This window comes from Acidovorax sp. (assembly GCF_027492855.1).
Taxonomy (GTDB): domain Bacteria; phylum Pseudomonadota; class Gammaproteobacteria; order Burkholderiales; family Burkholderiaceae_C; genus Acidovorax.
This window is the reverse complement of sequence record NZ_JAPUDY010000026.1, coordinates 22,346-46,642: the sequence shown is the minus strand read 5'-3', so window position 1 is coordinate 46,642 and position 24,297 is coordinate 22,346. Positions and strand designations below refer to the sequence as shown.

Annotated in this window: 23 protein-coding genes and 3 pseudogenes; 10 read left to right on the top strand and 16 right to left on the bottom strand. The window is 58.8% G+C overall.

The genetic code is table 11. The features are described from left to right. Positions 1 to 299 precede the first annotated feature (299 nt). Both Q0105_RS04915 and Q0105_RS04910 read right to left on the bottom strand, forming a co-directional pair. The gene (locus Q0105_RS04915) at positions 300 to 980 is read right to left on the bottom strand and encodes a DNA/RNA non-specific endonuclease (protein ID WP_298209420.1); all 681 of its coding nucleotides are present in this window, start codon (positions 978 to 980) and stop codon (positions 300 to 302) included. Between the two features lie 258 nt (positions 981 to 1,238). Beyond that, positions 1,239 to 1,553 carry a hypothetical protein gene (locus tag Q0105_RS04910; protein WP_298209327.1) on the bottom strand — a complete coding sequence of 105 codons (315 nt, stop codon included), beginning with the start codon at positions 1,551 to 1,553 and terminating at the stop codon, positions 1,239 to 1,241. 145 nt (positions 1,554 to 1,698) lie between these two features. Here Q0105_RS04910 and Q0105_RS04905 point away from each other — a divergent pair, with 145 nt between their 5' ends. Then, positions 1,699 to 2,364, top strand: coding sequence for an SOS response-associated peptidase family protein (locus Q0105_RS04905; protein ID WP_298209325.1), 666 nt, complete (start codon positions 1,699 to 1,701; stop codon positions 2,362 to 2,364). Positions 2,365 to 2,896: 532 nt separating this feature from the next. Here the strand turns inward: Q0105_RS04905 and Q0105_RS04900 are convergent. Genes Q0105_RS04900 through phnC form a run of 4 tightly spaced genes read right to left on the bottom strand, consistent with a single transcriptional unit; the run spans position 2,897 to position 6,373 of the window. Further along, positions 2,897 to 3,868 (bottom strand): phosphonate dehydrogenase, encoded by a 972-nt coding sequence (locus Q0105_RS04900; RefSeq protein ID WP_024815576.1) that lies wholly within the window; start codon positions 3,866 to 3,868, stop codon positions 2,897 to 2,899. 17 nt (positions 3,869 to 3,885) lie between these two features. Continuing rightward, positions 3,886 to 4,686, bottom strand: coding sequence for a phosphonate ABC transporter, permease protein PhnE (phnE, locus tag Q0105_RS04895; protein ID WP_008903165.1), 801 nt, complete (start codon positions 4,684 to 4,686; stop codon positions 3,886 to 3,888). Then, positions 4,683 to 5,558 carry a phosphate/phosphite/phosphonate ABC transporter substrate-binding protein gene (gene phnD, locus Q0105_RS04890; RefSeq protein WP_024815577.1) on the bottom strand — a complete coding sequence of 292 codons (876 nt, stop codon included), beginning with the start codon at positions 5,556 to 5,558 and terminating at the stop codon, positions 4,683 to 4,685. The genes phnE and phnD overlap by 4 nt, the downstream gene beginning before the upstream one ends. Beyond that, positions 5,552 to 6,373 carry a phosphonate ABC transporter ATP-binding protein gene (phnC, locus tag Q0105_RS04885; RefSeq protein WP_035242057.1) on the bottom strand — a complete coding sequence of 274 codons (822 nt, stop codon included), beginning with the start codon at positions 6,371 to 6,373 and terminating at the stop codon, positions 5,552 to 5,554. The genes phnD and phnC overlap by 7 nt, the downstream gene beginning before the upstream one ends. Positions 6,374 to 6,562: 189 nt before the next feature. Between phnC and Q0105_RS04880 the strand changes: the two genes are divergently transcribed. Beyond that, positions 6,563 to 7,450 (top strand): LysR substrate-binding domain-containing protein, encoded by an 888-nt coding sequence (locus tag Q0105_RS04880; protein WP_086926349.1) that lies wholly within the window; start codon positions 6,563 to 6,565, stop codon positions 7,448 to 7,450. Between the two features lie 156 nt (positions 7,451 to 7,606). Here Q0105_RS04880 and Q0105_RS04875 read toward each other — a convergent pair. Then, a pseudogene (locus Q0105_RS04875) lies at positions 7,607 to 7,702 on the bottom strand (transposase domain-containing protein); the annotation flags it as partial. Positions 7,703 to 8,162: 460 nt separating this feature from the next. On the opposite strand from Q0105_RS04875, the gene Q0105_RS04870 reads away from it, so the two are divergent. The 3 genes and pseudogenes from Q0105_RS04870 to Q0105_RS21550 form a co-directional block, all read left to right on the top strand. Next, positions 8,163 to 8,975, top strand: coding sequence for an IPTL-CTERM sorting domain-containing protein (locus Q0105_RS04870; protein WP_298209316.1), 813 nt, complete (start codon positions 8,163 to 8,165; stop codon positions 8,973 to 8,975). Between the two features lie 48 nt (positions 8,976 to 9,023). Beyond that, a pseudogene (locus Q0105_RS21555) lies at positions 9,024 to 9,335 on the top strand (contractile injection system protein, VgrG/Pvc8 family); the annotation flags it as partial. 6 nt (positions 9,336 to 9,341) lie between these two features. Further along, a pseudogene (locus Q0105_RS21550) lies at positions 9,342 to 9,617 on the top strand (SMR family transporter); the annotation flags it as partial. 313 nt (positions 9,618 to 9,930) lie between these two features. Here the strand turns inward: Q0105_RS21550 and Q0105_RS04860 are convergent. Next, a complete protein-coding gene (locus tag Q0105_RS04860) occupies positions 9,931 to 10,695 on the bottom strand; it encodes a hypothetical protein (protein WP_298209313.1) in 765 nt (254 codons plus the stop codon). Positions 10,696 to 11,784: 1,089 nt separating this feature from the next. Between Q0105_RS04860 and Q0105_RS04855 the strand changes: the two genes are divergently transcribed. Next, positions 11,785 to 12,750 (top strand): restriction endonuclease, encoded by a 966-nt coding sequence (locus Q0105_RS04855; protein ID WP_298209312.1) that lies wholly within the window; start codon positions 11,785 to 11,787, stop codon positions 12,748 to 12,750. Positions 12,751 to 13,202: 452 nt separating this feature from the next. On the opposite strand, the gene Q0105_RS04850 is transcribed toward Q0105_RS04855, so the two are convergent. The 7 genes from Q0105_RS04850 to Q0105_RS04820 all read right to left on the bottom strand — a co-directional run bounded on the left by Q0105_RS04850 (position 13,203) and on the right by Q0105_RS04820 (position 20,696). Further along, complete coding sequence (locus Q0105_RS04850; RefSeq protein WP_298209309.1) at positions 13,203 to 15,842, bottom strand: AAA family ATPase; 2,640 nt, start codon at positions 15,840 to 15,842, stop codon at positions 13,203 to 13,205. A 514-nt stretch (positions 15,843 to 16,356) separates the two neighbouring features. Next, positions 16,357 to 17,130, bottom strand: coding sequence for an HNH endonuclease domain-containing protein (locus tag Q0105_RS04845; protein WP_298209307.1), 774 nt, complete (start codon positions 17,128 to 17,130; stop codon positions 16,357 to 16,359). Positions 17,131 to 17,386: 256 nt separating this feature from the next. Next, a complete protein-coding gene (locus Q0105_RS04840; RefSeq protein ID WP_298209305.1) occupies positions 17,387 to 18,007 on the bottom strand; it encodes a class I SAM-dependent methyltransferase in 621 nt (206 codons plus the stop codon). Between the two features lie 824 nt (positions 18,008 to 18,831). After that, entirely contained in the window at positions 18,832 to 19,080 is a 249-nt protein-coding gene (locus Q0105_RS04835; protein WP_298209303.1) for a hypothetical protein, read from the bottom strand. A gap of 142 nt (positions 19,081 to 19,222) precedes the next feature. Next, complete coding sequence (locus Q0105_RS04830) at positions 19,223 to 19,357, bottom strand: hypothetical protein (protein ID WP_298209301.1); 135 nt, start codon at positions 19,355 to 19,357, stop codon at positions 19,223 to 19,225. Between the two features lie 21 nt (positions 19,358 to 19,378). Continuing rightward, entirely contained in the window at positions 19,379 to 19,600 is a 222-nt protein-coding gene (locus Q0105_RS04825; protein ID WP_298209299.1) for a hypothetical protein, read from the bottom strand. Between the two features lie 94 nt (positions 19,601 to 19,694). Then, positions 19,695 to 20,696, bottom strand: coding sequence for a hypothetical protein (locus Q0105_RS04820; protein WP_298209297.1), 1,002 nt, complete (start codon positions 20,694 to 20,696; stop codon positions 19,695 to 19,697). 143 nt (positions 20,697 to 20,839) lie between these two features. Between Q0105_RS04820 and Q0105_RS04815 the strand changes: the two genes are divergently transcribed. Continuing rightward, complete coding sequence (locus Q0105_RS04815) at positions 20,840 to 21,145, top strand: helix-turn-helix transcriptional regulator (protein ID WP_298209295.1); 306 nt, start codon at positions 20,840 to 20,842, stop codon at positions 21,143 to 21,145. A gap of 24 nt (positions 21,146 to 21,169) precedes the next feature. Here Q0105_RS04815 and Q0105_RS04810 read toward each other — a convergent pair whose 3' ends face one another. Beyond that, complete coding sequence (locus Q0105_RS04810; protein ID WP_298209293.1) at positions 21,170 to 22,060, bottom strand: hypothetical protein; 891 nt, start codon at positions 22,058 to 22,060, stop codon at positions 21,170 to 21,172. 309 nt (positions 22,061 to 22,369) lie between these two features. Here Q0105_RS04810 and Q0105_RS04805 point away from each other — a divergent pair, with 309 nt between their 5' ends. The 3 genes from Q0105_RS04805 to Q0105_RS04795 all read left to right on the top strand — a co-directional run bounded on the left by Q0105_RS04805 (position 22,370) and on the right by Q0105_RS04795 (position 23,984). Continuing rightward, the gene (locus Q0105_RS04805) at positions 22,370 to 22,543 is read left to right on the top strand and encodes a hypothetical protein (protein WP_298209292.1); all 174 of its coding nucleotides are present in this window, start codon (positions 22,370 to 22,372) and stop codon (positions 22,541 to 22,543) included. A 147-nt stretch (positions 22,544 to 22,690) separates the two neighbouring features. Then, positions 22,691 to 22,966, top strand: a complete 276-nt coding sequence (locus tag Q0105_RS04800) for an H-NS histone family protein (RefSeq protein WP_298209290.1) — start codon at positions 22,691 to 22,693, stop codon at positions 22,964 to 22,966. A gap of 61 nt (positions 22,967 to 23,027) precedes the next feature. Further along, a complete protein-coding gene (locus Q0105_RS04795; RefSeq protein ID WP_298209288.1) occupies positions 23,028 to 23,984 on the top strand; it encodes a hypothetical protein in 957 nt (318 codons plus the stop codon). Positions 23,985 to 24,297 lie beyond the last annotated feature (313 nt).

Genomic DNA, 24,297 nt, shown 5'->3' with positions numbered 1-24,297 from the left:
GATCAGTTAGCTGTGAAATGCGGCCAACTAACCTGTCTGAACACTCACGTCGATCAAAGTTCGGTGTGGAACCCGGGCACACGCTGTGGACGGACCTCTCGAAATCAGCAGGAGTGAAAGCAGCGGGGGTTTTCATGGAGCGCAGCATGTCCCTTCATGGGCCGAAATCGAAGAATTGCGACCCTCGAGGATATGACTATCTCTCACGGATTCAAGACATGTGTACATGTGTGGACGCAGCCTGTCATCTGTGGCACGAGAGCTTCTGGCTGCGTTAAACGACATAGTCGTGCCTGGGCTTAGCGCTGCTGACCACCTTTGTTTAAGAACTCAATCCCCGTGCGTTTGACCAGCTCCTGATAGCTGATCGGTGGCCCAGCTACCTCACCCTCACGGTTCGCCTGCCAATGCGCCCAGGCCCGCTGTGTCGTGGCGTCGTACACCAGCTTGTAAAGGTGCGTCGGCACGCGCACACTGTTGTCCCCAATGCGCGGGCTGCTTTCGGTAAACACGGGACCAGTGAACACGAACACATCACCCTTGGCCCGCTTCACGTACTGGCGCGTGTCCTGCTCGATCTTGTTCCACGCTCCGCCGTTGTGCTGGGCGTTCTGCGGAACCATGTTTGCCAGGCTGAAGCTCTGGGCCATGGCCGTGGGCGTGGGCATATCCCCTGCAGGTGCCATGTGCCCGCGGCTGTAGCCTGAGTTCTTGTAGTCCTCCAGTTCTGCACGTTCAGCACTGGGCAGGCGTGCATCGGCAAAGAAGCGCTTGGCCCGCTTTTCATCGGCGTCTTCCATGCTTTGGCGGGTGAGCCTCTGGACGACGAAAACCGGCGTCTTCGTGCTGCCGCTGTGCAGGACAGCAAAAGCCTCGTAGCAAAGCTCGCGCAACCGCGGCTGCGGCGGAACTGCTGGAGGGGTACCGTTCGGGAAGAACTGGGGGCACTGCGCAAAGCTGGTGGGCTCCGGCGTGAGCAGTGCAGCGCTGTCGAATTGTGGAGACCGACCAAATGCAGAGTTGGCCGCACAGACGCTTGCGAGCGCCAGAACAAACACAGCGATACCGCGCGCAGGATGCCGATAAAAATGTTGGGAGTTCAAGAGGATGCGAATTGGGAAGAAAAGGGCTGCGCGAGCATAGGTCAGACGCACACAGCCCTTGTTTGACAACGTAAACAGGTCAGTGGTGGACAGCGAACCATGGTCGCCCAACCTGACAGTGCCACGACTGGTGCCTCAGAACGGCACCCGCTCCACATCGAAGTAGCAGCCTTCCGCATCACCAACATCCCGCAGCGCTGCCTGGCGGGCGGCAGCGCTGGCCTTGGCCCAGTGTTGGACCAGCTGCAGGTCGCCCGGCGACAGGATATCGGGCGGCGACGACTGCAGAGATTCCATGGTGTCCAGAGCAGCGGCAACGTTGTCGGGGCTGCCAAAGGCGCGTTCTAGTTCGGCCGCATATCGCGTCTCGATGCGCACCCTGTCGGCAGGGCGGAGATCAGAGGGGTAGTCATGCAGCGAAACGCTGTAGACGGTGTCGATGAGGTCCATGGGCTTGCTCCTTAAAATACTGTTTATATATACAGTACATGCCAGACGCAAGAGGTAAGAGCGCTCAAATCCAAGAGCCAAGTTGTCCTACTTGGACAGACCCCACGACAGGCCTACGATGGCCGCTCAGCAAACAGGAGCACGTATGTGCAACAGGTACACGCCCCCACACTTGCTCGACATGGAGCGGGAGTGGCACATCGGCAACCGCAACCCCATCCGCTGGTGGGACCCGGTTCTCTACCCACGGGGACAGGGTCCATTCCTGCGAAGAGCGAAGGACGATGCGGGGTACAGCCGCGAACTGGTGGTGGGCCAGTGGGGCCTGATTCCCTGGTTTGCCAAGGAGCCCAAGCTCAAGTACCCCACGAACAATGCGCGCAGTGAAGAAGTGCAGGACAAGGCCAGCTACAAGCACCCCTGGGCACGGGGTCAGCGCTGCATCATTCCAGCAGCGGACTTTGACGAACCCAACTGGGAGACGGGAAAGAACGTGTGGTGGAGGTTCCGCCGCAATGACGGCAGGCCATGGGGCCTGGCGGGGCTGTGGAACACCTGGACCGACAAGGCCACCGGCGAAGTGCATGAGAGCTACACGATGCTCACGATCAACGCGGATACGCATCCGCTGATGAGCAGGATGCACAAGCCTGATCCCAAGCTGCCCGCAGACAAGCAGGACAAGCGCAGCGTGATTCCGCTGGCGCCGGAGGACTACGACTTGTGGCTGGCGGGCACAGTAGGCGATGCCGATACGCTCCTCAGACTGGCATCTGTCGAGCTCTTTGCTACCGGTCCAGTCACTGCTTGATCCCGCAAGCAGAGGTCCTGGTGAAGGGACGGGTCTGTGTCACCGTCCATCGCAGGGCAATGCTATTAGGATGGAGGGTGAAAGTCAGGTAGAGGCTGATCTCCGACACTCGAACCTAACGCCTGAAAGTTCGCGTGTTGCGCAACTGGTCATTGGCCGAGCAGGGTCTCAAGCGACCGCTTTGTTGCTCAGACCGGTCACTCTATTGATGCGAGCCGGGCAAGGTAGCAGGAGCAACTGATCACACCAAGGATGAATTGGTTCTCCCGACCCGCTGCGGTCGGTGTTGATGTAGGCAACGATCCCAGAAAACCGTCCGAGAAACCGGGGGAATCCCACCCCGGATACTTGGCGGCACGGCTTATCGGAACCATTGCGAAGAGCATCCGCAGTTGGCCCGCGGGTCCGAAACACGTAGCCAAGGTCTTCTCAAAGAATTAGATCGGCCAGAACCATAGAACGTCCAAAAGCATTCTCTGGTGTGGTGACCTCATGGCTGCACCGAGCAGTGCGAAGCTGCCACATGAGCCGCTCAGTGCGATGCCTCGTAGTGTGCAAGCGGCTCATTACCATTTAACGCAACGAGCAAATTTTCAGCAGCCTGCAACTCGATGGCTCGGCGAACCTTCTTCACCGCCGAACCAATGTGGGGTGTGAAAACCGTGGAGGGGTGTTGCAAGAGTTCCGGATGAATCTGGCGTGGACGGTCTGCCAGCAGCCAGTCTTCCATCTCGTACACATCGGCGGCGTAGGCACCCAGGCGCTCGTCCTTGAGCGCCCGTGCCACGGCAGCCTCGTCCACAACCGAGCCTCGCCCAATGTTGACCAGGATCTGCCCCCGCCGAACACCTTCAAGCATGGTGTCATTGACGAGGTGACGCGTTACGTCCAGCAGCGGAACGGCCAGAATGACATAGTCGGATTGCGACAGGGCCTCACCCAGGCTCACCATGGTCAGGCGTTCGTCATCACCATGCGGGTCCACGCCCAGCAGTTGAGCGCACCCGAAGCCACAGAGACGGTCCACAATGGCCCGCCCAACGGCGCCAAGTCCGACGACCGCCACTATCGAGCCGTGCAACCCCATTCCGTACAGCTGGGGACGCCATCCTGCGTAGCTCTTGCGAACACTGACGTCACCTGCCAGCACATGGCGCGCGGCGGCGATGGCCAGCCCAATGGCGAGTTCTGCCGTGGGTTCTGTGAGCAGGTCAGGAACGAAGCTCACGCTGACACCGGCTTGCGCACATGCCTTGAGGTCAAAGTTGTCATACCCCTTCAGGGCGCAAGCGATGGTCTTGAGCCTGGGAGCGTGCAACAGGGTTCGCTGATCTACCCGGTCAGGCATGAACGCCATCATGGCGTCGGCGTCCTTCAGGTGGAGGTAAAGCTCTTCCTCGCTCCAGGGCTCAGGCCCTTGATTCATCACTACATCACCGGCGGATCGAAGACGCGCCAGAACTGCTTCATGGATGGGCTGCGTCACCACAATTTTCGGCATCATTACCTTCCTCTCTCTTTCTATTTCAGATGTTTGCGAAGCGCCGACCCAATGCCGTCGACCACGAGCACGCATATGAGGATGGACAGCAAAATGGCGGAGACTTCGTCGTACTTGATCAGGCGCAGAGCCGCCATGAGTTCAAAGCCAATGCCGCCCGCACCCACGATGCCCATCACTGCCGATGCGCGAAAGTGATATTCCCATCGGTAGATGGTGATGTCCGCCAACTGGGGCAAAACCTGCGGTAACACAGCATGGGTGATGACCTGAAACCGGCTTGCGCCCGCGGCCTTAGCGGCCTCCAGAGGTTTCGGGTCCACGTGCTCTATGGCTTCGGCGTAGAACTTGGCCACCATGCCCGTGGAATGCAGGGCCAACGCCAGCACACCAGGCAATGCCCCAAAGCCCACGGCCGCGACGAACAGAATGCCCAGGATGATTTCAGGCACAGACCGAAATGCAGCCAAGATGGTTCTGACGATTCGCCCAACCACCGCATTCGGCGCGGTGTTGGGCGCCGCCACCAGGGCCAGCGGCAACGACGCCAGAACGGTCAGCGCCGTGCCTGCGATCGACATGGCTAAGGTGTCACGCAATGGAATGACCCAGTGCTCCCAGCGCTCGAAATTCGGCGGCACCATCTCTGAGGCCAACTGCTGAATCGCTGGGCCGCCTTCGATGAAACGCTGCGCGTCAAAGAAGCCGGTGACATACAAAGCCACCACACAGACGAACAGAACGACACAGGCGGCGCCCAGCCGTTTGAGTCGCTGCTGTCCGTCGATGGCAACTATGGATTCCAAGGCTACCGATGTCATTTCATGCGTCCCAGATCAAGCTTGAGAATCTGTGCTGTGTCGCGAAGAATGTCGTAGGCCTTGTCATCGGTAGCGGCAAAGGCCTCGATACGGAATGATTTGAGAATCTCGGCGTCCTTCATCTGAAGAAAGGCGGCTCGGATGGCTTCCTTGAGCTCCGGCGTGAGATTACCTTGCATCGCAATGGGATAGTTCGGAATGGGTGCCGACAGTTCAAGTTGCACAATCTTGTTGGCATCCACCATGCCCTTTGCGATGAGGTTGTCCAGAATGGTTTTTGACAGAGCGCCGGCGGGAACCTGCCCTGCCTGAACAGCTCGGGCCACGGCATCGTGCGTGCCCAGGTGAACGGGGCGGTAGTCAGTCTCGCCGTTCAGTTGGTGGTTTTTAAGCAAGTGCGCGCGCGGTGCAAGGTGACTGGACGTCGAAGCCTGATCGCCAAAGCCAAAAGGCTTTCCACGAACGTCAGCCAGGGTCTTGACCGGGCCGCCTGCCGTGGCGATGAGAACCGACTGGTAGGTCGGCGAGCCGCGCTCCACGCCAACGGCAAATGGCTCAATGTTGGGCGCCTTGGACTTGGCAAGCACGTAAGAGAACGGTCCAAAGTAGGCGACCTCGATGCGGCCGAAGCGCATGGCTTCAATCATCGACGAGTAGTCCGTGGTCACCGTGACCTCGATTTCCTTCTTCAGGGTCTGCTCCAGATACCGCTTCAGAGGCTGTGCGTTCTGAATGATGGTGGCGGCGTTTTCGTCCGGCAACAGTGCAACGCGAAGCTTGGAAGGATTTTTGCCCTCGGCATGGGCGCCAAGTGGCAACAGGGCGGCCAAAGTGACGGCAGCGATAAATTGGAAACGGCGACGATTCAGCACGGTAAAAACTCCTTGGATTGAGAGGGGGAATCAAATTGACTGCCCATGTTGGCAGGTGACGACTTCGCGTACAGGGCAGACTGGGCTTCTTCCGTCAACTGCGCTGCTGTCCCGTCGAACACCACCTGGCCCTGGCGAAGGCCCACAATGCGGTCGGCGAACATGCGCGCGAGGTTGACTTGATGCAGACTCACGATGGCCGTGAGTCGGTCTTTCTTGCAGATGTCGTGAAGCAGGGTCAACACACTCTGCGCGGTCGCCGGGTCGAGGCTGGCCACCGGCTCATCGGCCAGCAGCAGGCGGGGCTTTTGCACCAAGGCACGCGCAATGCCAATGCGTTGTTGTTGCCCACCAGACAAGGTGTCTGCCCGTGCTAGGGCTTTCTCAAGCAGGCCTACGCGGTCAATGGCCGCCAGCGCCTCCAGCTTGTCAGCCTTGCTCCAAGGCCACAACGACGCCAGAGATCCGCGGGTGGCGAGCTTGCCCATCAACACATTGGCCAGCACGCTTTGCCGCCCGATCAGGTGGTGCTGCTGGAACACCATGCCGCAGTGGCGCCGATGCTCAAGAAGGTTGCGTTTTGAGACGGTGCCGCCCGGCAGATCGGCCACCGACACCTCTCCGTCTGTGGGGCTAACCAAGCCATTGATGCTGCGCAGCAGCGTTGACTTTCCCGCGCCCGACGCGCCCAGCAGCACAAGGAACCCGCCATGCTGTACCTCCAGCGAGGTGGGCGCAAGCGCTGTGTGACCATCGGCATAGGTCACCGTGATACCCCGCAAGCTCAGATGGCTCTCGCGAATTGCAGTTTTCATAGCTCGGTTTCATTTGTTGTGGTGCGCTAGACGCACACCAGGACTCAAGTGGTCAGAGGTATCTCTCGGGAAAGAGGAGGTTCTGGAAGAAACAGCTTCAGTGGAAGCACAGCTCAAGTCTGGGTGACCAAGGTGTCATGAATATGAAACTTTCATCCCTAAAAATGAGGGCACCCATAGATCACATCAATGTCTGGACTCAGCCTCCTCGCAGCCTTGAAGGCCTTTGACGCAACGGCCCGAGCCGGCAGCATGACCGCTGCCGCGAGAGTGCTCGCTATTCAACAACCGACTGTTTCTTCACACATACAGCGCCTGGAGGTCGACTTCGGCGTGGAGCTTTTTCATCGGCGCGGGCGGCGGCTTGAACTCACGTCCTTTGGACGCACTCTGTTGAACTACACCCGGCGTACCTTCAGTGGCGAGGAAGATGCGCACGCACTGCTCGCTGCTGCGAAAAATCAATACGTAGGGCGACTGGTCATCCATGCCATCGGGCCGCACAACGTGCTGCCCGTGTTGAAGCTGTTCATGAAACAGTTCCCCCAGGTCAACGTGGCTGTTGGCGTAGGCGACTCGCGAACCATCACCGAAAAGATTCTTGACTACCAGGGAGACGTGGGCATGGTGCTCAATCACGTCGCTCACCCAGATCTATTTGGCGCGGCTTACCGTACCCAGCGATTGGTGATATTCGGCAACACCCAACACTCACTCGCGCAACGGGCCACTCTCAAACTGCGTGATCTGCAGGGTCAGAGGTTCGTCATCCGAGAGGAAGGATCGACGACCAGACGCGTGTTTGAACAAGAACTAAAGGAGCGAGGCGTCGAGGTGCAGGTGGCTCTGGAGATGGGCAGCCGCGAGTCCGTTCGAGAGGCGGTGGCGGAGGGGCTGGGCCTAGGCGTCGTGGCGGAAACAGCCTACAGGCCAGATCCTCGCCTTGTTAAGTTAACTATTTCAGACACCAGCATGGCGACACAGGTGCACTTCATCTGTAGAAAGGAGCGGCATCAAGCTCCTCTGATCTCGACCTTCCTGGGTTTGGCGCATAGCGTAAGTCAGAAAATTGCCTAGGTATGGAACTTGGATTCCATGCAGCCGTGGGGCATGGGACCGAGGGGCAACTGTTCGCCTGTAGGCCGACTTAAGTTAAGGGTTGTAGGACGCCCGTAATCGCGCGGCGATCCCATCTTGACTGCGGGGCGCGGTCGTGTATCTGAATATGCGCTGTCAGGCTGACTGCCAGCGGTATGGCAGCAGCTCGCCGATCTGGGTGGCGGGCTGCATGGGCAGGCGTGCCATGACATCGCGCAGGTAGGCGTAGGGTCGTGCCCGTTCATGGGGAGACGTGTGCTAGACCATGACTGCAGCTCCCTCGATACCGGTCATCGATGCTGCCGCGCTGCTGGGTGAGCCAATGACAGCTTTGTGCCAGGCACCGTGAACTCAGGTCACGGCCGCGACCGACAGCAACCGCTGCAGAGCGGCTCTACGATCTGGCTGCTTCAGGCTGACTGCAGCCGGTCATGACACACGCGGCGAATGTCGGCGTTCATTGAAAGCCGCCGCCCAGGACCAAGCGCTGTACCCGGCTGCTTCACCCAGAAACCGGACCTTTGCCCACAACAGTGAGGACCAGCGGCGAGGTCATAGTGGCCGCGGTGACGCGCGCAAATATATGTTGGCGTCCCTTCGCCTCCATGCTACAACGCACGCCGATAGCAGCGGCGCCTTAGCTCCCAAACATTGGCGCCCATTAAAATCAACGCAAACATCTTCCAACCTCATGCGCCATTTAGTTATTCTCACAATCCTCGGGCTTTTGGCGCCGTTTTCATGGGCCCAGACACGTCCGGATTTGATCTATTACCAGTTCAACAACGCGGGCAGTTTGTCCGTCCAGAACGGAGCCATTTCTCCGGTTGGCACAAACCCCGCGCCTCTGCTGGGTGGGATGACGGTTGGTGGCGCAGGGCAGTTTGGCAGCGCGTTGGTGGGTGTTGGGGGAAACGGCGCCTCCCAGTATGTGAATACTGGCTGGGCAACCAATCTTCCTGCCACTGGGTGGACAATCTCCTTTTGGTACAACAACCTCCCAGATGACGGAGCCCTGAGCTACCTCGTTGGAGACGACTCAACAACCTTCCGAATTTTTAAAGGGGGAGTCGCCAATCCGGGGAACATGATTGTTCGAGGGACCGGGTTAATCGACACCACAATCAATGGCGCTCTGCTTGCGCAGCCCTCCGTAGTACATGTCGTCTACGATCCTACTGGGCCAACGCTTCGCACCTATGTCAACGGCGTGCCCAACAGTGCCATACCCCAGGCCAGTTTGAGCATCACATCACCTGGTCCGCTCAAGGTAGGCTCGTACGCCGGCGCTGTCTCGTTACCACCTAACGCACTCATGGATGAGTTTCGACTTTACTCGCGGCCGTTGGACGCGCCGGAAATCGCCTCAACGTGGAACGTTCAGTTCAGTGTGCCCACGAGCGCTGCGAGCACTGCGAGCATCCCCACCTTGTCGGAGTGGGCGCTGATCATGTTGGCAACCATCATGGCCATGATTGGCCTTGCGCGCACAAGGCGTCGCTGAGCCTTTACCAAGTAGCCCGCACTTAGCGGGCTTTTTTATGCACTCAAGCTGTGCACCCGCAGCGAGCGCAGCTGGCACGACACCACCGTGGACGCCATCGCGCGGCGCAACAACCTGACCCCGCGCGTAGACGCCACCCTGGCCGCCATCAAGGTGGCGCACATCGACCAGACCAACGAAAGCGATCTTCACTTTTTGACCCGCCTGGCCCGCCAGCACGACGCCGTGTGCACGGTCAAAAAAGGCCGCCTGGTGTTCCTGCCCGTCAACGGCACGCGCAGCAGCACGGGCGAGGAACTGGCCGCCATCACGCTGACCCGCGCCGCTGGCGACCAGCACCGCTATCACACGGCCGACCGCCACAGCTACAGCGGTGGCCTCAAGTACACCGAAGGCTTCACGCGGCTTTGGCCGTCCATAGGGACGGGAGCCGCCTTCCTGCTCAGCATTGGTCTGCTCAGCTGGGCCATGCGCGACCTCCCGGTTGGCACGGCCTATGCCGTCTGGGTGGGCATTGGCGCCGTGGGGACGGCCATCGTTGGGATGGCTTTTTTGGGGGAGCCTGCGACTGCAGTGAGATTGGGGAGCCTAGCGCTGGTGGCTGCAGGCATCGTGGGCCTCAAGCTGAGCTCCAGCGCCTAGGCTTCTTCCTGATGGGGCAGGGCAACTGTGCAATCCGTTTAATACAGTTGCTCAGCAGCAGGCGATTGCTGTGGCCCGACGAGGCGTGTGTCAGCCCGGCGAAGTGGACGTCCACTTGTCCGCCGGCAGCGGTCATTGATGACCGCTCGGCGCATGGCGAGTGGATGTCGGCTTTGTGTCCGAAACTAGGAAGCCAGCCAGCTTCTACGGATGACCGCACCCGCTGCGAAGCTGGCCCTTCCGGCGTTCCAGGACCATTAGCTGAGTGCCTCGCAGCTCGTCCTTGTAGCCACGAGCCTACAAGGTTTGACAGCTACATCAGTTCGAAAGGAGAAAGAACGCCGCAGAGCCTGCCCTGCTTTTCTTCGACAAGCCAAAGCCGCGTTTCCTTTCTCAGGTCATCCGCGAGGAGCTTTTGGACCTCATCCGTGGGGCCAACAACGGTAGCCTCCAGCAAGTCGAGCTCTTGGGCAGCTTCATCAATCGTGCGCGCGAGCGCCCCCGCCCAGTCCTTGCTGGCCAGCATGTACCTGGCGAGACCGTTCTCAGAAAGCAGCTTCCACCCATCCTTGAAGACAGGCAGAAATGAGAAGGAGTGCGTGAGCATCAGCTGCCGTGCGTACGCGACCGGCTGCCAAACTTCCAGCACGACGGGTGACTTAACCATGAAGTCCTTGACGGCCTGGCGAGGGAGTTGCTGTTCTTTCATGAGTGCCTCTTCTAGGCCGATACAGAGTTCGATGGCTGCTGCCGTCGCATGCCGTGCGAAGACACCGGTATGCATCGCGTCGTTCCTCGCTTTTTTAACCACCGCAAAAAGCGCAGAGAAGGTGCTGAAACGTCCAGGATGCGTCTCTGATAGTCGAGAAAGTACGACTGACGCATTGGCCAATTCAGCAAGCGCTTGCTCGTACTGGCCCAGGTTTTTCTTGCGGCCGAAAAGCCGTAGGCCTAGTGCCTCGAGCGCAAAACAGATCGCATCAAAGCCCTCGGCATCTGCCAGCGCAGCGTAACGGCCGGCACGCAGCGCATCGCGATGGTAGAGGCGCTCGTGCCATTGAAGCGTGGGAACATTCATCCGCGCGGTTGAAGGCCCTGCCGCAGGCCTTGATTTATTGACGATCAGTCAGTGTCGCAGATATAGGTAATACCTTTGAGCCATTCTCGATTGCATTGCCTCGTAGAGTGGCCCGTCGGGCCATCGCCCTGTAGCCGTAGGGAACGACTGCTTGATGCTGGACAGGGCGAGCACGCGTGCGCGCGGCCACTGGCCGCAAACGCTGCTTGCACGCCCGCAGTAGCCCCCGCGAACCCTACTGCCGCCGCCTGACAACGAGCGGGCACGCGCGGTTGCCGGGAGCAGGCGCGCTGGTTGCTAGCTAGATTCCTGGGTGCTGCCGGTCGCCAGCCGTCCGTGTTGTCGGCGCGGCCGTCCTAGATGTCGGCTGTGCGGTGCGGCGCTGAACTGGCAGTCCCGGCCAGAATCGGCCTCTCACCACCGTCAGCAGAGCAGCCGACTTACTTGGCAGCCTCAAAACCGGATTGGTCTAGTCCCACAACATTTCTGCCACTTGCGCATGAGCTCTTGTGCCGACCAAGATCGTCATCGGTGCGCTGCACTTCGTCTTTTGCGCGGGTCAGGGACGAGCGCAGATGTCTGAGTCAGGCTGGTAGCGGTCGGACAAGATTTGCCAACCGAGTAACCTTGGACTCAAAACAAGTCATTCGGCGGGTATTGCCTCTTGTGACTGCTCAACCTTCAGAACCAGTCGTTCATCCGGAATGAAGACCTCTCGCCATCTGATCGACCGCTTCCGAATCAACTGCACTGGCGGTTCCGACCCGTTGCGGTCTGCCGGCAATGGCCCTCATAGCTGGCATCCAGGTTGCAGCGGTCGGCAGGTTCTGACGCTGCAACTGCGCTCTTCCCAGTAAACTGTCCAACGGCTCGCGCGCCCGATCTTTCAAGCCGCTCAGGCACAGGGAGACCCGTCGGGTTTGTCGGATCTGTTAAACCTGTCATTCAATCAGTGCGTGACGCTACTGATTTGATTTCAAACATTTCAAACGCATTTTGGGAATGTCATGAGACTTTGTTTAACGGCAGCGGTTGTAGGCATCCGGCGCTTTGCCGTTTAAATAAGAGCTAGGCCTCATACACCCACTTATGTCGCGCTCCAAGCAGTTCGAACAGCGGATCGCCCGCATTCATCAGTTGCTTGAGGCTGATGGATGTGCTGTAACCTGGAATGATCGGATACCTGACCCAGACAATCCAAGCCAACCGCGCCAGGTCGATATCCTGATCAGGCGCGGCGATGAGGTTGTTCATGCCGAATGTCGGTCGCACAAGAATCCACAAGACGTCAAGTGGATTGAAGAACTTATCGGTCGGCGAGTGAGCCTTGCGGCGGACCAGATCATTGCCGTGTCAGACTCGGGCTTCACTGAAGGGGCTCGACTCAAAGCCGAGCGCCACGGGATCGTTCTTCGAAGTCTTCACGCAGTTGCAGATGCCGAGGTCGCTTCTTGGGGCAAGAGAACTGAACTTGAGTTTTGCTACTACAAGCTTTCACATGTTCAGTTTCAGTTGGAATTCGCCGGGCCTGCACCGTCGCCTGATCGAGTTGGTAGCTACTTGGCCGCTCAAACCAGTATCGTGTCTTCCGCGCTGAATGGGTCCAAGTACGTAATCAATACTATTTCCGACCCGTCATTTCCCCTTTGCATCCAAACCGAGCTGCAACCTTCTGCGCCGATCTACATAGACGGTGTTCAGGTCGTGACCATCAAGGTGCGCTACGAAGCGAATGAGATCAGGACTCGCCATCTTGTACCCACAGTCTTCAGTTATGGCGAGGCTCAATCGCATGGATCGACACAAGCTCTTGTCGAGACTCACGACGCTATGACAGTCGAGATCATCAAGTCGAAAGAGCAATGCCTCATACACATCGACCTCAGCACCCTGCCTCCGCCCGGAGTTGATGAAATCTTTGCAGGTGTCGTGTACTTCGAGCATGTTTGGAATCTGTCCATCGACAAAATGCTCCTGATTGGAAATCAAGAGCTCCCCGTGAAATTGTCTACGTTTGAGCTCGTGGTGCCGCACACCTTACAAGCGTCGCAATGAAGCCTAACCCCTAATTCCACCGGACCTCCTCCGGCGGCCGGTGAATACAAACGTTGAGCGACTGCTTACCCGTTTGATCGATGGCTGCTCCTGGCCGGTTGTGTGATTTCGCAGCCTGCCCTGAAAGCTGACCATGGAGCAAACCACCTGTCGCGTCGAGTGGCGGCAAATTGGGACTGCACGCGGGCGGGTGCTCCCGGCCAAAAGCGGGCAGTCAGGCTGATCCTGCGAAGAACGCCCAAGCGTCTGCTCCCCTCCAAAACCCGCCGGCTACTGTACTTCGGCATCTAGGCCGAAGCCGATATTCACGCTCAGCGGAAAGAAAGGCTGCCATGTGACAGCCTTCTGTCACTTAACGCACTTGCAGTCTGAACGGCAGCATACCCGACTGCCAGCCGTAGCGCGAGTCGTCCAGCAAGCATGTCCGAGGTCCGGGGGCGCCCCTATCAGGCCTACGGAGCCTCGATCGCCTCGTCGAGCTTGGTGACGGTCTCAAGCATGCGCCGAACTATCGCGGCATCGAACTCTTCCGCCCGGTCCTCTTCATGGGTTCCCTTATTCAGGTAGTTCCACTCGAGTTTGTGCTTCTCGCCGTATCCAAGCATCTCCCCCAGGTGCGGCACTGCTCCCTGGAACACGGTCACGTCATTCTTACCGAGAAACTGATGGAGCCCTGTCGCCAAGCTCATGAGGTCAGGGTCCCCCGGCCCCCTCATCCCGACACTTATCTGCGCCGACAGCTTCTTATTTGCAATCTTCTTCCAGAGACGGTTGAGTTCTTCTTCGAAGGCCTTCCGGACGTAACTCAGGGAGTCGCGTGTACGCCCTTCTTCGTAGCTTCGGGCCGCCACCGTGAGGTAGTGGCGGGGCGAGTCGAGCTTCACGGTGATTTTCTTGGCGGCGAATGGCACGAGGAAGTCGATTCGGGTCACCGTTTCCTTGTACTTCTTCATCGGCACGGCGTTCTCGAGGCGCTTCACGAAATCCTCACCGTGGGTCGTGACGATGAGTTGCCTCTTGCCGACCACTTCCGGATTCAAGATGAGGTCGATGATCGCGCCCCGGTGCTCGTCGTCGATCGAGTTCACGACATCGTCGAATATCAGGAACGGAAGGCGATCCCTGGTGATCTTCGCCAGCAGAATCGCGAGCCCGAGGCATCGAATGTGACCTTCGCTGAGGACCTGGAGCGCGTCGCACCTGTCCCCGTTTTCGAACTCGATCTCTATCCTCTCCCCGGCGGCCGTCGGCAACCTCAGGGACTTGAGCCTGTCGGAAGGGTGGTCGTTCTTGTTTATCTCGTTGTAGAACTTGAGCGTCTTCTCGTTGAGATCCGCGGCCAGGGCCAAGGGCAATCCGGCGTTGTAGGCCAGGAGCTTCCCGCGGAGCGAGACGTAAGCGATGCTGTAGCTCAGGTTTCTCGCGACTCCCGGTTTCTCCGCTTCCGCCTCCCTGATGAGCTCGTCATTCTCCAGGTTGAAATTCTCGATAGCCTGCTTCGCCTCCGTCTCGCTCTTTGCGTTCGCAGCAACGAGGGTCGAGATAGCTACGATTTCCTCAAGGTCCTTGGAGATCGCGAGGTTATCGTCCTCAAGCTTCTTAATTGCGGCTTTGGATTGTTCGACCTTCCCGTTATGAGTCGCAGTCGCGTCCTTCAGCGCCTGAAGGAGCTCGCGCTTTGCCGGCACGGCTCGGAGGACGGTCTCGATACTCGCTGCATCCTTGGCGGCGGAAGCCTCGGCGCTGAACGAGCCCACTTCGGGCGCTCCGACGAACCCGACAGCTGCGGCGGATGCTGGAAGCTTGGCGATTTTCGAAAGCAGATCCCGCCAGCCGAGGTTGAGTGCTTCCCGGATTTCCTTGATGCGCCCTTCGGCCCTCAGGGCGGCTTCGAATTGCGTCAGCTTTTCCTCCGCGTTGCCGTACGGATCGACCGGAACGGCGAGTCGACCGTCGCGGTAGAGTTCAGAGGCGCACGCGGGACATTCGTTCCCGAACCTTTCGCGGTTCGCCAGAATCGCGCCGTAAAGGTCCCGAAGGGAAAGTTGGCCCTTGTACTGGTTGAGGAACCCTTCAGATTCCGTCTTATCTTTGATGAGCCGGAGCAGTCCCTCGGCGTCGGCCAGGATGCCGTCCGTCCCGGGATCAGCGGCCGTTTTAAGATTCTGCAGACGGCCGATTTCGGTGTTGTTCGCCTTTTGCTTGCCGCCGTTGCCTTCGGGGCCGATTAGGACTGCCTTGATCTCCTCGAGGTCCTTGCACCCCAGATATTTCGCGAGCAGCACGGCGCCTCGCGTTTCGGCGGTTTTGGCTTTCACCGGGAGGCTTGCGAGGATCGCCTGGTGTCCGGCGATGCCCTTCGCCCGGTCCGCGAGATCCTTCCCCTTTTTTCCGACGCAGTCCAGGTAAGGGTCTAGGCTCTCGTTGAACTGGGTTGCGAACGCGTTGAACTCTTCCAAGCCGAATAGCGCAGCCAACCGCGCCTGCTGGGCGGCCGGGGTATTGGCCGACACCCGCGCGAATCCGTCTATCCGGTTCTTTTCGATGAAGCAGAATTCAAAACTTTGGGGGTCCGCCTTCACTTCGACTCCCTTCTCCTTCGCGGTATCTCCATACAGAACGGGTTTCGCCGACTTCCTCGATGTTGCATTCCTGATGTAGTCCGAGACGGGGATCCGCTTCGAATCCGCTTCGTGGATCGAGGCGAGCAATCCGTATTCGAGCGCCTCGCAGAGACTCGACTTTCCCGTCCCGTTCGGCCCGTAGACGAACGTGTATGGGTTTTTGAATTCGAAAGTGTGCTTCTCGGAAAACCCACGAAAGTGCTCAACCTCCACTTTGGTAAGCCGGACGATCTCGCTCTCGTTGGCGTTTGCTTCGTCGGCCGTGATTTCGAGTGCCGGAGGCGCCGCCTCCCCCTTGTCGACGATCAGTTTCGCCAAGACTCTCCCACGCCGACCTCCAGCCGTTCCGACTGCCGCGATTTCATCGAATCCCGCCAGCATCAGGTTGGCCAGCTTTTTCTCGTGTTCGGACAGAGTCGGGGCCGACTTAGCCAAGAAGCGTTTGAATTCGACTAGGGACTTCGACATGTCCATTCTCAGAGCGGTTGTTATCGGTTATGCGGTCGGGCGCGGGCTATCGGCACGGTGATTCCATTCTATGGCCAGGTATTTTTTGGGAAAGCCGTGTTAAACGTTTTGCGGAAGACGGCGAGGTGTCAAGCGACGACGTTTAGCCCGTAGAGGACACGTAACCCGATACCGTCGCCTGTCCACTTCGACCCAGGTCCTGACGGATAAGAGCTGGGCTCTCCGTCCGCTCGACTCAGTTTCCTGCCATTGGGAGCCTAAACCGACGAACGTCCGGCTTGGGTCGAAAGCGCGAGTTGGCGCCGGGCAGAAGTAGTCAGCGGTGCGGCGCTGACTACAGCGCACAAGTTCTTCGGCCGCTAAACCTTGTGTAGCTGACCTTCGTGCGTCCTGCGGTCGCAAAGTCCAGCGACCGCTTTGTGGTTATTAGCGTGAGTTCGGCCAGCAGCAACGACGGACTCCAACCGCTGCATTCCAGTCATTCCCCGGATGCCGAGCACACAAAGTCATCTCACTAAGTTGAGTGACGAAGGTTCAACTTTGGTGCCCAGGCGAGCGCTGGCGAAAGCTGCACGGTGCGATAAAACTGGTTAAGGAAGGATGCCCGATCCGCAGCTTGCATCCCCGTCTGCATCATCAGCGTCTCGCGCAACGGATGATGGCTACCGATCATGTGTTCATTGCGCTGGTGCAGACGTTCAAGGAGCCCGAGCGTTGGGATCCGGTCGAACTTTCCATCCGCTCCCCGATTACAGGTAGGGCAGGCAAGAACCAGATTCCACACTCCATCGAGATTGATCCCAGGATGCCCCTGCTTGAGGCGGTGGGGAAAAAAGTGATCGACATCCGCGTTCGTTCGCTCGCCCAGCAACTGGAGATCGCGATGGCAATAAAAGCACCGGCCCTTCTGATAGCCGTTCAGCGCTGCGCGGCTACTTGTCACAGCACGGCGGCGCTGCGCGCCGTCTACTGTGAATAACTCGTTCAAGGTTGCGTCGTGATGCACCGCCAACAAATTCGCTGAAATTCCAAGGTTCCAGGCGGTCTCAACCAGACGCCAGCGCGCATCAATCTCCGGGCCTAGGTTGTAAGTCTGCGTACCGGCCAGAAGCTTGCCGAATTCGTCGGTGATCCGGATGCCCCCAGTGGCCCGTCGCTCATCCGTATAAAACTGGTGGTGAACCGCAGCGGACCCCACGACGTGAAACGCATCGATGACATTCGCGAACCCGTGAGCGACCGTCGCCCGAACCAGTCGGTCGTGATCCTGGTCTTCGTTGAATGCCAAGCACGCCTGAATGATCGCCCGTTGCGCGTCGTGATCTGCTTGGGAGCCACGGCAAGATGTTCCGCTATGGAATTCGCAAAGTGTGGCGCCAGTTCCTCCAAACGCACCAGTTGCCCAGACTCAGGTCTCAGCTTCAAGAGCGCCTGCGCAAGGGCGAACTTATAGCTGGCGGTATTTCTGCCGTAGAGGATGACACCACGCCAGCAATCTTCTACCGTCGGCGTGCTGGGGATGAAGGGCTCAATTGCCACTGCGCTTAATTGCCCGAAAGCTGCATGAGAACGGACGTCCATTCCACTTGGTCGCGACCGAGGCTGTCACTGTTGTTCCATTCTTGAACGAAGCTGAATCCTGCGCTCTGACAGAGGTGTCGCAGATGTCCAGAAGCATCCGGAATGAAAAGTCGGCCTGCAGCATCTCTATGGTCATCAGCGCTCGCGTCGTCACGCCGGGTCGGTACCGAGTAGAGAAAGCGGCCTCCAGGCTTGAGGCAGCTGCGCACAAAATCGATCGCCTCATGCTGCATGTGCACAGGGACATGCATAAGGACCGCCGAGCAAAGAACTCCATCGAACTGTCCGCCGAACGGAACCTCGCAACTAGGCAGCTCACCTAGACGGATCCGGCCTACCAACTCGGGATGGAAACGTTGGGCTTGCGCGATCAGTTGTTCAGAAGCGTCCAAGCCGTAGACGTCGCGGCCGATAGAGCACAGCAGCGCCATGTCCCTGCCCGATCCACAACCCACGTCCAAGACGCGGCCGCCAGGAGGAAATGCCGCGTCGAAATGAACCGACATCCCGTTCACGATGGACTCGTACCGTGACGCAACGTCGGCAGCATTGACTGAGTAGTAGGCGAGGGTCTGAGGATCCATAGGTGTTCGATAGGGGCCGTTGAGGATAAGGCTCTGTGGCCGACCTATTTTTCGCTATTCTGGCGGTCTACCGCACAGAGGAAAAACGAATGGCGTATTTGGAAACTGAGGTACCCGACTTCGCAGTGCCAAGCTTGAGGTGCCTTTCAGGAACGGGGAGCGAAGCCGCGCGGTCTGTGCTGGAAGCGGACTTGGCGGAGAGTTATAGGTCCAGTGCTTTCATAAACACAGACTGGGACGAAGTGCGCAGGATGTTCGACTCAGGCCACACGATCTGGTTTGGGTCATACACGATCGCTCTGGACGATGCCGTTGGAGAAATCGCAGCCATATCCAGCGTGATCGCTGATAACGATATCCACAAGATCTCCCGCGCCGTCGTTGTGATGACTGGTAGCAATGACCTGCTAGGTCTCCCGGGTACCAAAGCTATGTGCGCGGCTCTTCGCGACGGCTTGGGATTTGAGCGATGGACTTTCGGAGTGGTGCACCATGGTGAACTGTCAGATCGAGTACGAGTGACACTGTTGCTTGAGGCCCCGCAGTCTTGAAGGACCCGTGGCGGGTAACTCACTTGGATGAAGCCGTCGCGAAATTTTCGACCGATTCGTGAAACGATCCGCTAGCGATTTTTGCGCTTGGATTGCCCTTAGGCGTAAGCAAACTCGCCGCCTCGTGCCGACTTGTTCGAAGTGGTCACGCAGCGGCCTTCAAGACATCTTGTCCAAAGACTCGAGGCGAAAAAAAGAAGCCCTCGAACCAGAGACCAGGCCACAGCCCAGTCCCTTTCTCCGAAGAGCCATCAGGCTCCGTCACCGCAGTCACTACCCAGCCTGTCGGCACATCGCCAGCGCTTTCACAAAATCCATCTGCAGCGTTTGCATCGGAATCGCTCGGTCATTCATGAAGTCCTGCAGATTCTTCAAGTCATAGCGCGTGCCCACCTTCTGCGTGGCGCACTCACAGTCCTTGTCGCTCACCCCACCTTCCTTGCAGCCCTTCATGAGGATGCGCTCTCCTTGTGAGCCAGAGCACCCCACGAGAGCCAGCGCCAGGCCCATCAAAACCAACATACCGATCCCTCGGGCCCAGCCCGCCATCCCTGCCAAAACTCCGCGCGTCATCACCGATTGCATAACCCCTCCTTGATTTAGAAAACATGCGCCCCCGACCATGCAGGGGTGCCCACTACTTTGCAGACCTGTTCAATGCAGTTCAGCGCTTGCCACTGTTTGCCATCCCGATCAGCAGCCACAGCGCCAGCACTCCCAGACCAAACCAGAAACCCAGCGTGGAAAAGAACAGGTAGACCATCAAACACCCCAGAATCAGCTGGGCCAGAAACGCCATGGCGTTTGCTCCTTTCCGGCCTCAACTGGCCATTACGAAGGCGACCATCGCCACGATCAGAAGGCCGCCAATGAACTTGCCCAAACCAGGCAGGACCATCACAGGCCACACCAAGCCCTGACCCAGGTGATACGCAAAACTCCGGTAGGGCTGATCACCCCAGTAGTGGGCATAGACCGCATACAGCAGCCCGATCAAGAAATACCCCACCAACATCCAACGAACCCACGCAATGCGTTTCATCCGAACTCCTCTCGGAAAATGCGAAGCAAACTCCGTCAATGAAAACGTGCGGAGACGATCTTTCTGACCGTCAGCCGCCCTCAAGATCCAAGCATCAGGGCTTTAAGGGGTAGCGATTCCAGGCCTCACGCAAAGCGAACTCATAGGCCGAAGTCAGAACTTCCCCATCCTTTGCCGCCTGGTCAAAGACCAGTCGCGCGGTGACCGGGACCTCGATCGTTTTATCGGCCAGCACCAGGTCGATCCGTGATGCAAGATAGATGGGCTCCTTGCCTTGCATCACCCACTGCGAAACCTCCCTGACCCCTTTGACATTCGCCCATTGACGCTCCAGCGCAGCAAGCTCTGCTTGGGCGTCCTTGCGTTGCTTGATGGCCGCTTGCTCTCGCGCCACCTTGTCCTTCTCAGCACGGGCAGCGTCCTGCTCAGCCCTCGACTGCGTCATCTCCATCTGCGTCTTGAGGTTCGCGATTGCGCTCTGTTGATCAGAGATCTGGGTCTGTGCGGTCCGGATCAGCACATTCTTGTCAATCTCCAGATCGCGGGGCTCGTTCTCTTTGATCGCTTTCGCGCAGCCTTTCTGAAAACTCTGCATGAAGCCAGAAAGCGCTCGACTCAGAGAACTGGCGTCCACATCGCGGCATGACGCCAGCGTGATCCCCTGGATGCGAGTGATATCCCGCTGCAGGTTCGCGATCAGTTCTTGCCGATTGGCGAGTTCATCCCTCTGGTTCTGGCTGACCTCCTGGGTGAACTTGGACTGATGCTTCGCAATCTCTGCGAAACCCGCATCGTGCTGCGAAGCGCCGCTAAAGCGGTCTTGTGCGCTCTTGACCGATAGCGCGTGCAGTCTTTCCAGATAGGCCGCGCCGCCTGCCGACTCGCAGGTGTACTCCACGACACTGCGATCACGGGTGTCCTTGAAACTCTTCCACTCCACACTGGAGCAAGCCTTGCGCTTGTCCAGCAACTGCCCCACCGTAAATTGCGACCATCCGGTCATCCTGCTTTCCTTGACCACGGATACATCGCCCGCAAAACACCCCGCCAACATGACCGCACCACCCAAGCTCAAAGCCGTTGATAAAAAACGCATGACTCCCACTCCCTGGTAGATAAAAGAAAAACCCAACACAAACAAAAAACCGCCACCGCACCCACAGCTCAAACCACTGAGCAAGACCCAAAGGTGAAGCAAACTCCGTAGATGCAAATAAAGCAAAACCGCATCCTCCTGCGGTGTCTGCCAAACCCACGCTCCCAAGCCAACTGCCCGATCCAGGCAACGTGCGCGAAGTCCTCGCGTACTGGATGCGGGTGCTGCGTGTAGAAAAAGGTTGGTCCCAGGAACGCCTGGGCCTGGAGTGCGAACTCGATCGGACCTACGTCTCAGCAGTCGAGCGCTGCCGTTGGAACGTTTCCCTGGCCAACATCGAGCGCATTGCAGTAGCCCTGGGCGTTGAGCCCTGGACCCTGCTCAAACCCCCGGAACCGGCCCGTAAGCCCGCTCGCAAGTCCGTACGCAGCAGCCCTGCAAAAAGTTGATCCCCCGACAGGAGATCACCCCCTTCACGTCGAAGGAACCGGTTTGCCCTCGCGCGTCAGTGAACCCTGCTGGTAGATGAACTCCAGCACCTTTCGAGCCGCCTTGCGCTGCTCTTCCTCAGGTTCAAAAGGGCCTGCAAACCCCACCATCCGGATCACCAGTTTCTCGGCCTGGTTCGGCTTTGTCTGCACCTCGGCAGACACCAGATCCGAGCAGGATCCGAACTGCGGAGAAACCTGCACCCCTTGAGCCGATACCGCCATCACGCGAAACAGGGCAGGGCAGGCTGTCCCTGAACCACTTTGCAGCAGCAGAACATCCTCAGCCCCCAAAGACGCATGCCGCACGATCAGCACCGGCTCGTCTGGGGCCGGCACAACCACTTGCCCGTTCAGCAGGACTGAAGAATCATCTTCTTTGATCACCACGTCGCCGAACCGGGTCGTTACCTTGGCTTGTGGCTCTTCCAGACCCGACTCCATCCGGGCCGCCCCGGCATCGATCAGACCCAGCCATGCTGAGGGCGATACGCTGAAACCCAGCTTCGCCAAAGCTACCGTTGAAGGCGCCTGGCTGTCCATAGGTCTGGCCCGCACCCCTTCGACCAGACAAGGCATGTCCTGCGCGCATTGCGAGAGGATCCGCTGACCCAGCGGAGAGTCCGGATCAAAAACAAACGCGATGTGATCCCCTGATTCAGGGCTCACCTCGATCAACGCGGCCTGGGTGCCACTGCGGTCCAGTACCCCGGCGATCTCCAGGAATCCGGACACCGTCTGAACCGGCAACTCCGGCGCTTGTACCTCCACAGCCACCTTGCGTTCGCATCCCGCCATCAGCGCCGCTGCTGCGATGGCAGTGCAGGACGCGGCTAGCCAGCGCAGGACCTGCGCTCTTGTCCCCATTGGTTTCATTGAACCCCCTCTTTAGATGTAAATGATATGTGATGCAAACGCATCCATTGAACGTGAAACAAACCCCGCCGGTTGACCCCGGCAGACCCACTTCCCGCAATCCAGATTGCTGAACGGGCAGGGACGAAGGAGTAGCTGCGAGATCTTTGCCGCAGCTCGGCCGCCATCGTGTGTGCTCCTCCACATGGGGCGTGACATCCCTGCCCGTAACCAGCTGACGTCAAAGAGTCAGCTGCAACTTCTACGCCTTGTTACGATCAACCAGGACGAATTAATACCTGATCGAACAACTTGCGCGCTGCCATCCCCTTGAACCCGTCCACTGCCTCCAACCGCTGCGGCTACTGCGGCGCCACGAGCTACCACCGGGTGCTCGCCCGCGACGACGCCGGAGTCATGCGCTACACCGAAGCCCTGCGGTGCACAGGTTGTGGTCGCGAATACGCCAACCTTCAAGTCTGGCGCCGGGGCGGAACACAATAGGCGACCAGCCCACCCATTGCAGCAGCCGACTGAGGCCGAGGCGACCCCAGGTTCGCGTAGAGTGACGCCTGCGCCTTCCTGTCCCTGCGAGGGCACGATTCGCCTCCCTACCCACCCTCAGCACCGACCCCTCTCACGCACACCCGCATGACCAGCTACGCCGAACTGCTCAATCAGAAAAAACTCCTCGACGAACAGATCGCCAACGCCAAGAAGGCCGAGTCCGAACAGGCCCTCCAAACCGTTTTGCAGCTCGTTCAAGAGTTCGGCTTCACCGCCCAGCAAGTCTTCCCCTGGAAGCCCCAGCCCAAGAAGGTCGCTGCCAAGTACCGTGATCCCGATACCGGTGCCACCTGGTCTGGCCGGGGCAAGCCGCCCCAGTGGATTGCGGGCAAGGACCGTGCGCCGTTTGTGATCGGCTGAGCTTCCTGGGGATGGTTCTGCAGACCTCCGAAGCCAAAGAGATCCGAGGCGCACAAACCCGATGACAAGCGACTCGTTGCCCCCAGAGCTCACAGCTCCTGCGATCCAGCGCGATGTCCAGCGCCTGCTTGGGCGCTGCATGGTGCGTATTCAGCAGTACGAACACACCCTGAAGGTCCTGCTGGCGCACCATGAAATCTCTGGTCCGGTGGACACGCTTGCAGACCAGGCGGCCCAACGCGCACAGAAACTGTCTGGCCAGACACTTGGACAGTTAGCGAATCTGCTCTTCGGCTCGTTCGTTGTCCCCGAGGGGTTTGAGCGTGAATTGCTGCCCGAAGACAATACACCCACAGATCGGGCGTCCTTCGCTCGCGGGTTTCGGATGACCATGCAATCTGAACAACTGGCGCAGACCAAGCTAGCGGTTCAGGAGTTGGTAGATCTGCGCAATGAACTGGTTCATCATTTGTTGGCCCGGTTCAACCTGGGGGATGAGCAAGGCTGCACGGATGCCATCGCCTACCTGGAAGACTCCTACTTGCGCATTGATGCTCGTTACCAGGAGCTCCGAGGGTGGATGTGGACCATGCACAAAGCTGCAGAAGCCATGGCTTCCTTAGTGCAGTCAGAGGCATATCTCGATTTGCTTTTTAACGGTATCAATCCCGACGGCAGCTTCGAGTGGTCGCACACCGGCATCGTGCGGGCATTGCGCACGCAGGTCCAAACGCTTGCTGGAGACAACTGGGTAGCGCTGGAAACCGTCAAGGCTCAGATGCTTGCGCATCATCCAGACCAAACCCCTCAGAAGTACCGCAGCGGCACTTGGCAGCAGGTGCTGTCTGAATCGGGCGAGTTCGATCTCGAATATCGCCGCGAATCCGACATAGCCCCCAAAAAGCCTTGGGTCCGCTTGCGTCCAGAGCGCCCACTCCGAAGTGGAGCGAAGGAACGCAAGCCCCCAGGACGGGGCCCAATGACACCCCTGCTGGATCAGATCGACGGACCTGAATAGCAAGTTCAGCAGTCACCCGTGCAGGGTCGGCACGATAGCGATCGCCGCACTCACCATCCCGCAGTCCAAACCTCCCTCCACCGTACGCGCCGACCAGACAGCACGAAACTCCGCGACCCGCGCTGCTGCCTTGTGGTGTGGATATGCCCCAGGAACCAGACGTTGGTTATGCCCCAAGCCCCATGCAGGGTGCACCCGGGTATTCAGGACCAAAAGCCCGGAAGTCCCTGCGCACACCGCACTGCCTGAACCATCATCCAAGGGTCTCCAAGGCCCCTCCACCCCCACCACCAGCATCCATTGAGGCGCCGGG

Excerpts from the sequence above, each read along its gene's own strand:
- Q0105_RS04855 (WP_298209312.1), top strand. The coding sequence starts at position 11,785 with ATGTCGCGCTCCAAGCAGTTCGAACAGCGGATCGCCCGCATTCATCAG.
- Q0105_RS04850 (WP_298209309.1), bottom strand. The coding sequence starts at position 15,842 with ATGTCGAAGTCCCTAGTCGAATTCAAACGCTTCTTGGCTAAGTCGGCC.
- Q0105_RS04900 (WP_024815576.1), bottom strand. The coding sequence starts at position 3,868 with ATGATGCCGAAAATTGTGGTGACGCAGCCCATCCATGAAGCAGTTCTG.
- phnC (WP_035242057.1), bottom strand. The coding sequence starts at position 6,373 with ATGAAAACTGCAATTCGCGAGAGCCATCTGAGCTTGCGGGGTATCACG.
- Q0105_RS04880 (WP_086926349.1), top strand. The coding sequence starts at position 6,563 with ATGTCTGGACTCAGCCTCCTCGCAGCCTTGAAGGCCTTTGACGCAACG.
- Q0105_RS04905 (WP_298209325.1), top strand. The coding sequence starts at position 1,699 with ATGTGCAACAGGTACACGCCCCCACACTTGCTCGACATGGAGCGGGAG.
- Q0105_RS04840 (WP_298209305.1), bottom strand. The coding sequence starts at position 18,007 with ATGGATCCTCAGACCCTCGCCTACTACTCAGTCAATGCTGCCGACGTT.
- phnE (WP_008903165.1), bottom strand. The coding sequence starts at position 4,686 with ATGACATCGGTAGCCTTGGAATCCATAGTTGCCATCGACGGACAGCAG.
- Q0105_RS04795 (WP_298209288.1), top strand. The coding sequence starts at position 23,028 with ATGACAAGCGACTCGTTGCCCCCAGAGCTCACAGCTCCTGCGATCCAG.
- Q0105_RS04800 (WP_298209290.1), top strand. The coding sequence starts at position 22,691 with ATGACCAGCTACGCCGAACTGCTCAATCAGAAAAAACTCCTCGACGAA.
- Q0105_RS04810 (WP_298209293.1), bottom strand. The coding sequence starts at position 22,060 with ATGAAACCAATGGGGACAAGAGCGCAGGTCCTGCGCTGGCTAGCCGCG.
- Q0105_RS04910 (WP_298209327.1), bottom strand. The coding sequence starts at position 1,553 with ATGGACCTCATCGACACCGTCTACAGCGTTTCGCTGCATGACTACCCC.
- Q0105_RS04835 (WP_298209303.1), bottom strand. The coding sequence starts at position 19,080 with ATGTTGGTTTTGATGGGCCTGGCGCTGGCTCTCGTGGGGTGCTCTGGC.
- Q0105_RS04870 (WP_298209316.1), top strand. The coding sequence starts at position 8,163 with ATGCGCCATTTAGTTATTCTCACAATCCTCGGGCTTTTGGCGCCGTTT.
- Q0105_RS04820 (WP_298209297.1), bottom strand. The coding sequence starts at position 20,696 with ATGCGTTTTTTATCAACGGCTTTGAGCTTGGGTGGTGCGGTCATGTTG.
- Q0105_RS04825 (WP_298209299.1), bottom strand. The coding sequence starts at position 19,600 with ATGAAACGCATTGCGTGGGTTCGTTGGATGTTGGTGGGGTATTTCTTG.
- Q0105_RS04860 (WP_298209313.1), bottom strand. The coding sequence starts at position 10,695 with ATGAATGTTCCCACGCTTCAATGGCACGAGCGCCTCTACCATCGCGAT.
- Q0105_RS04830 (WP_298209301.1), bottom strand. The coding sequence starts at position 19,357 with ATGGCGTTTCTGGCCCAGCTGATTCTGGGGTGTTTGATGGTCTACCTG.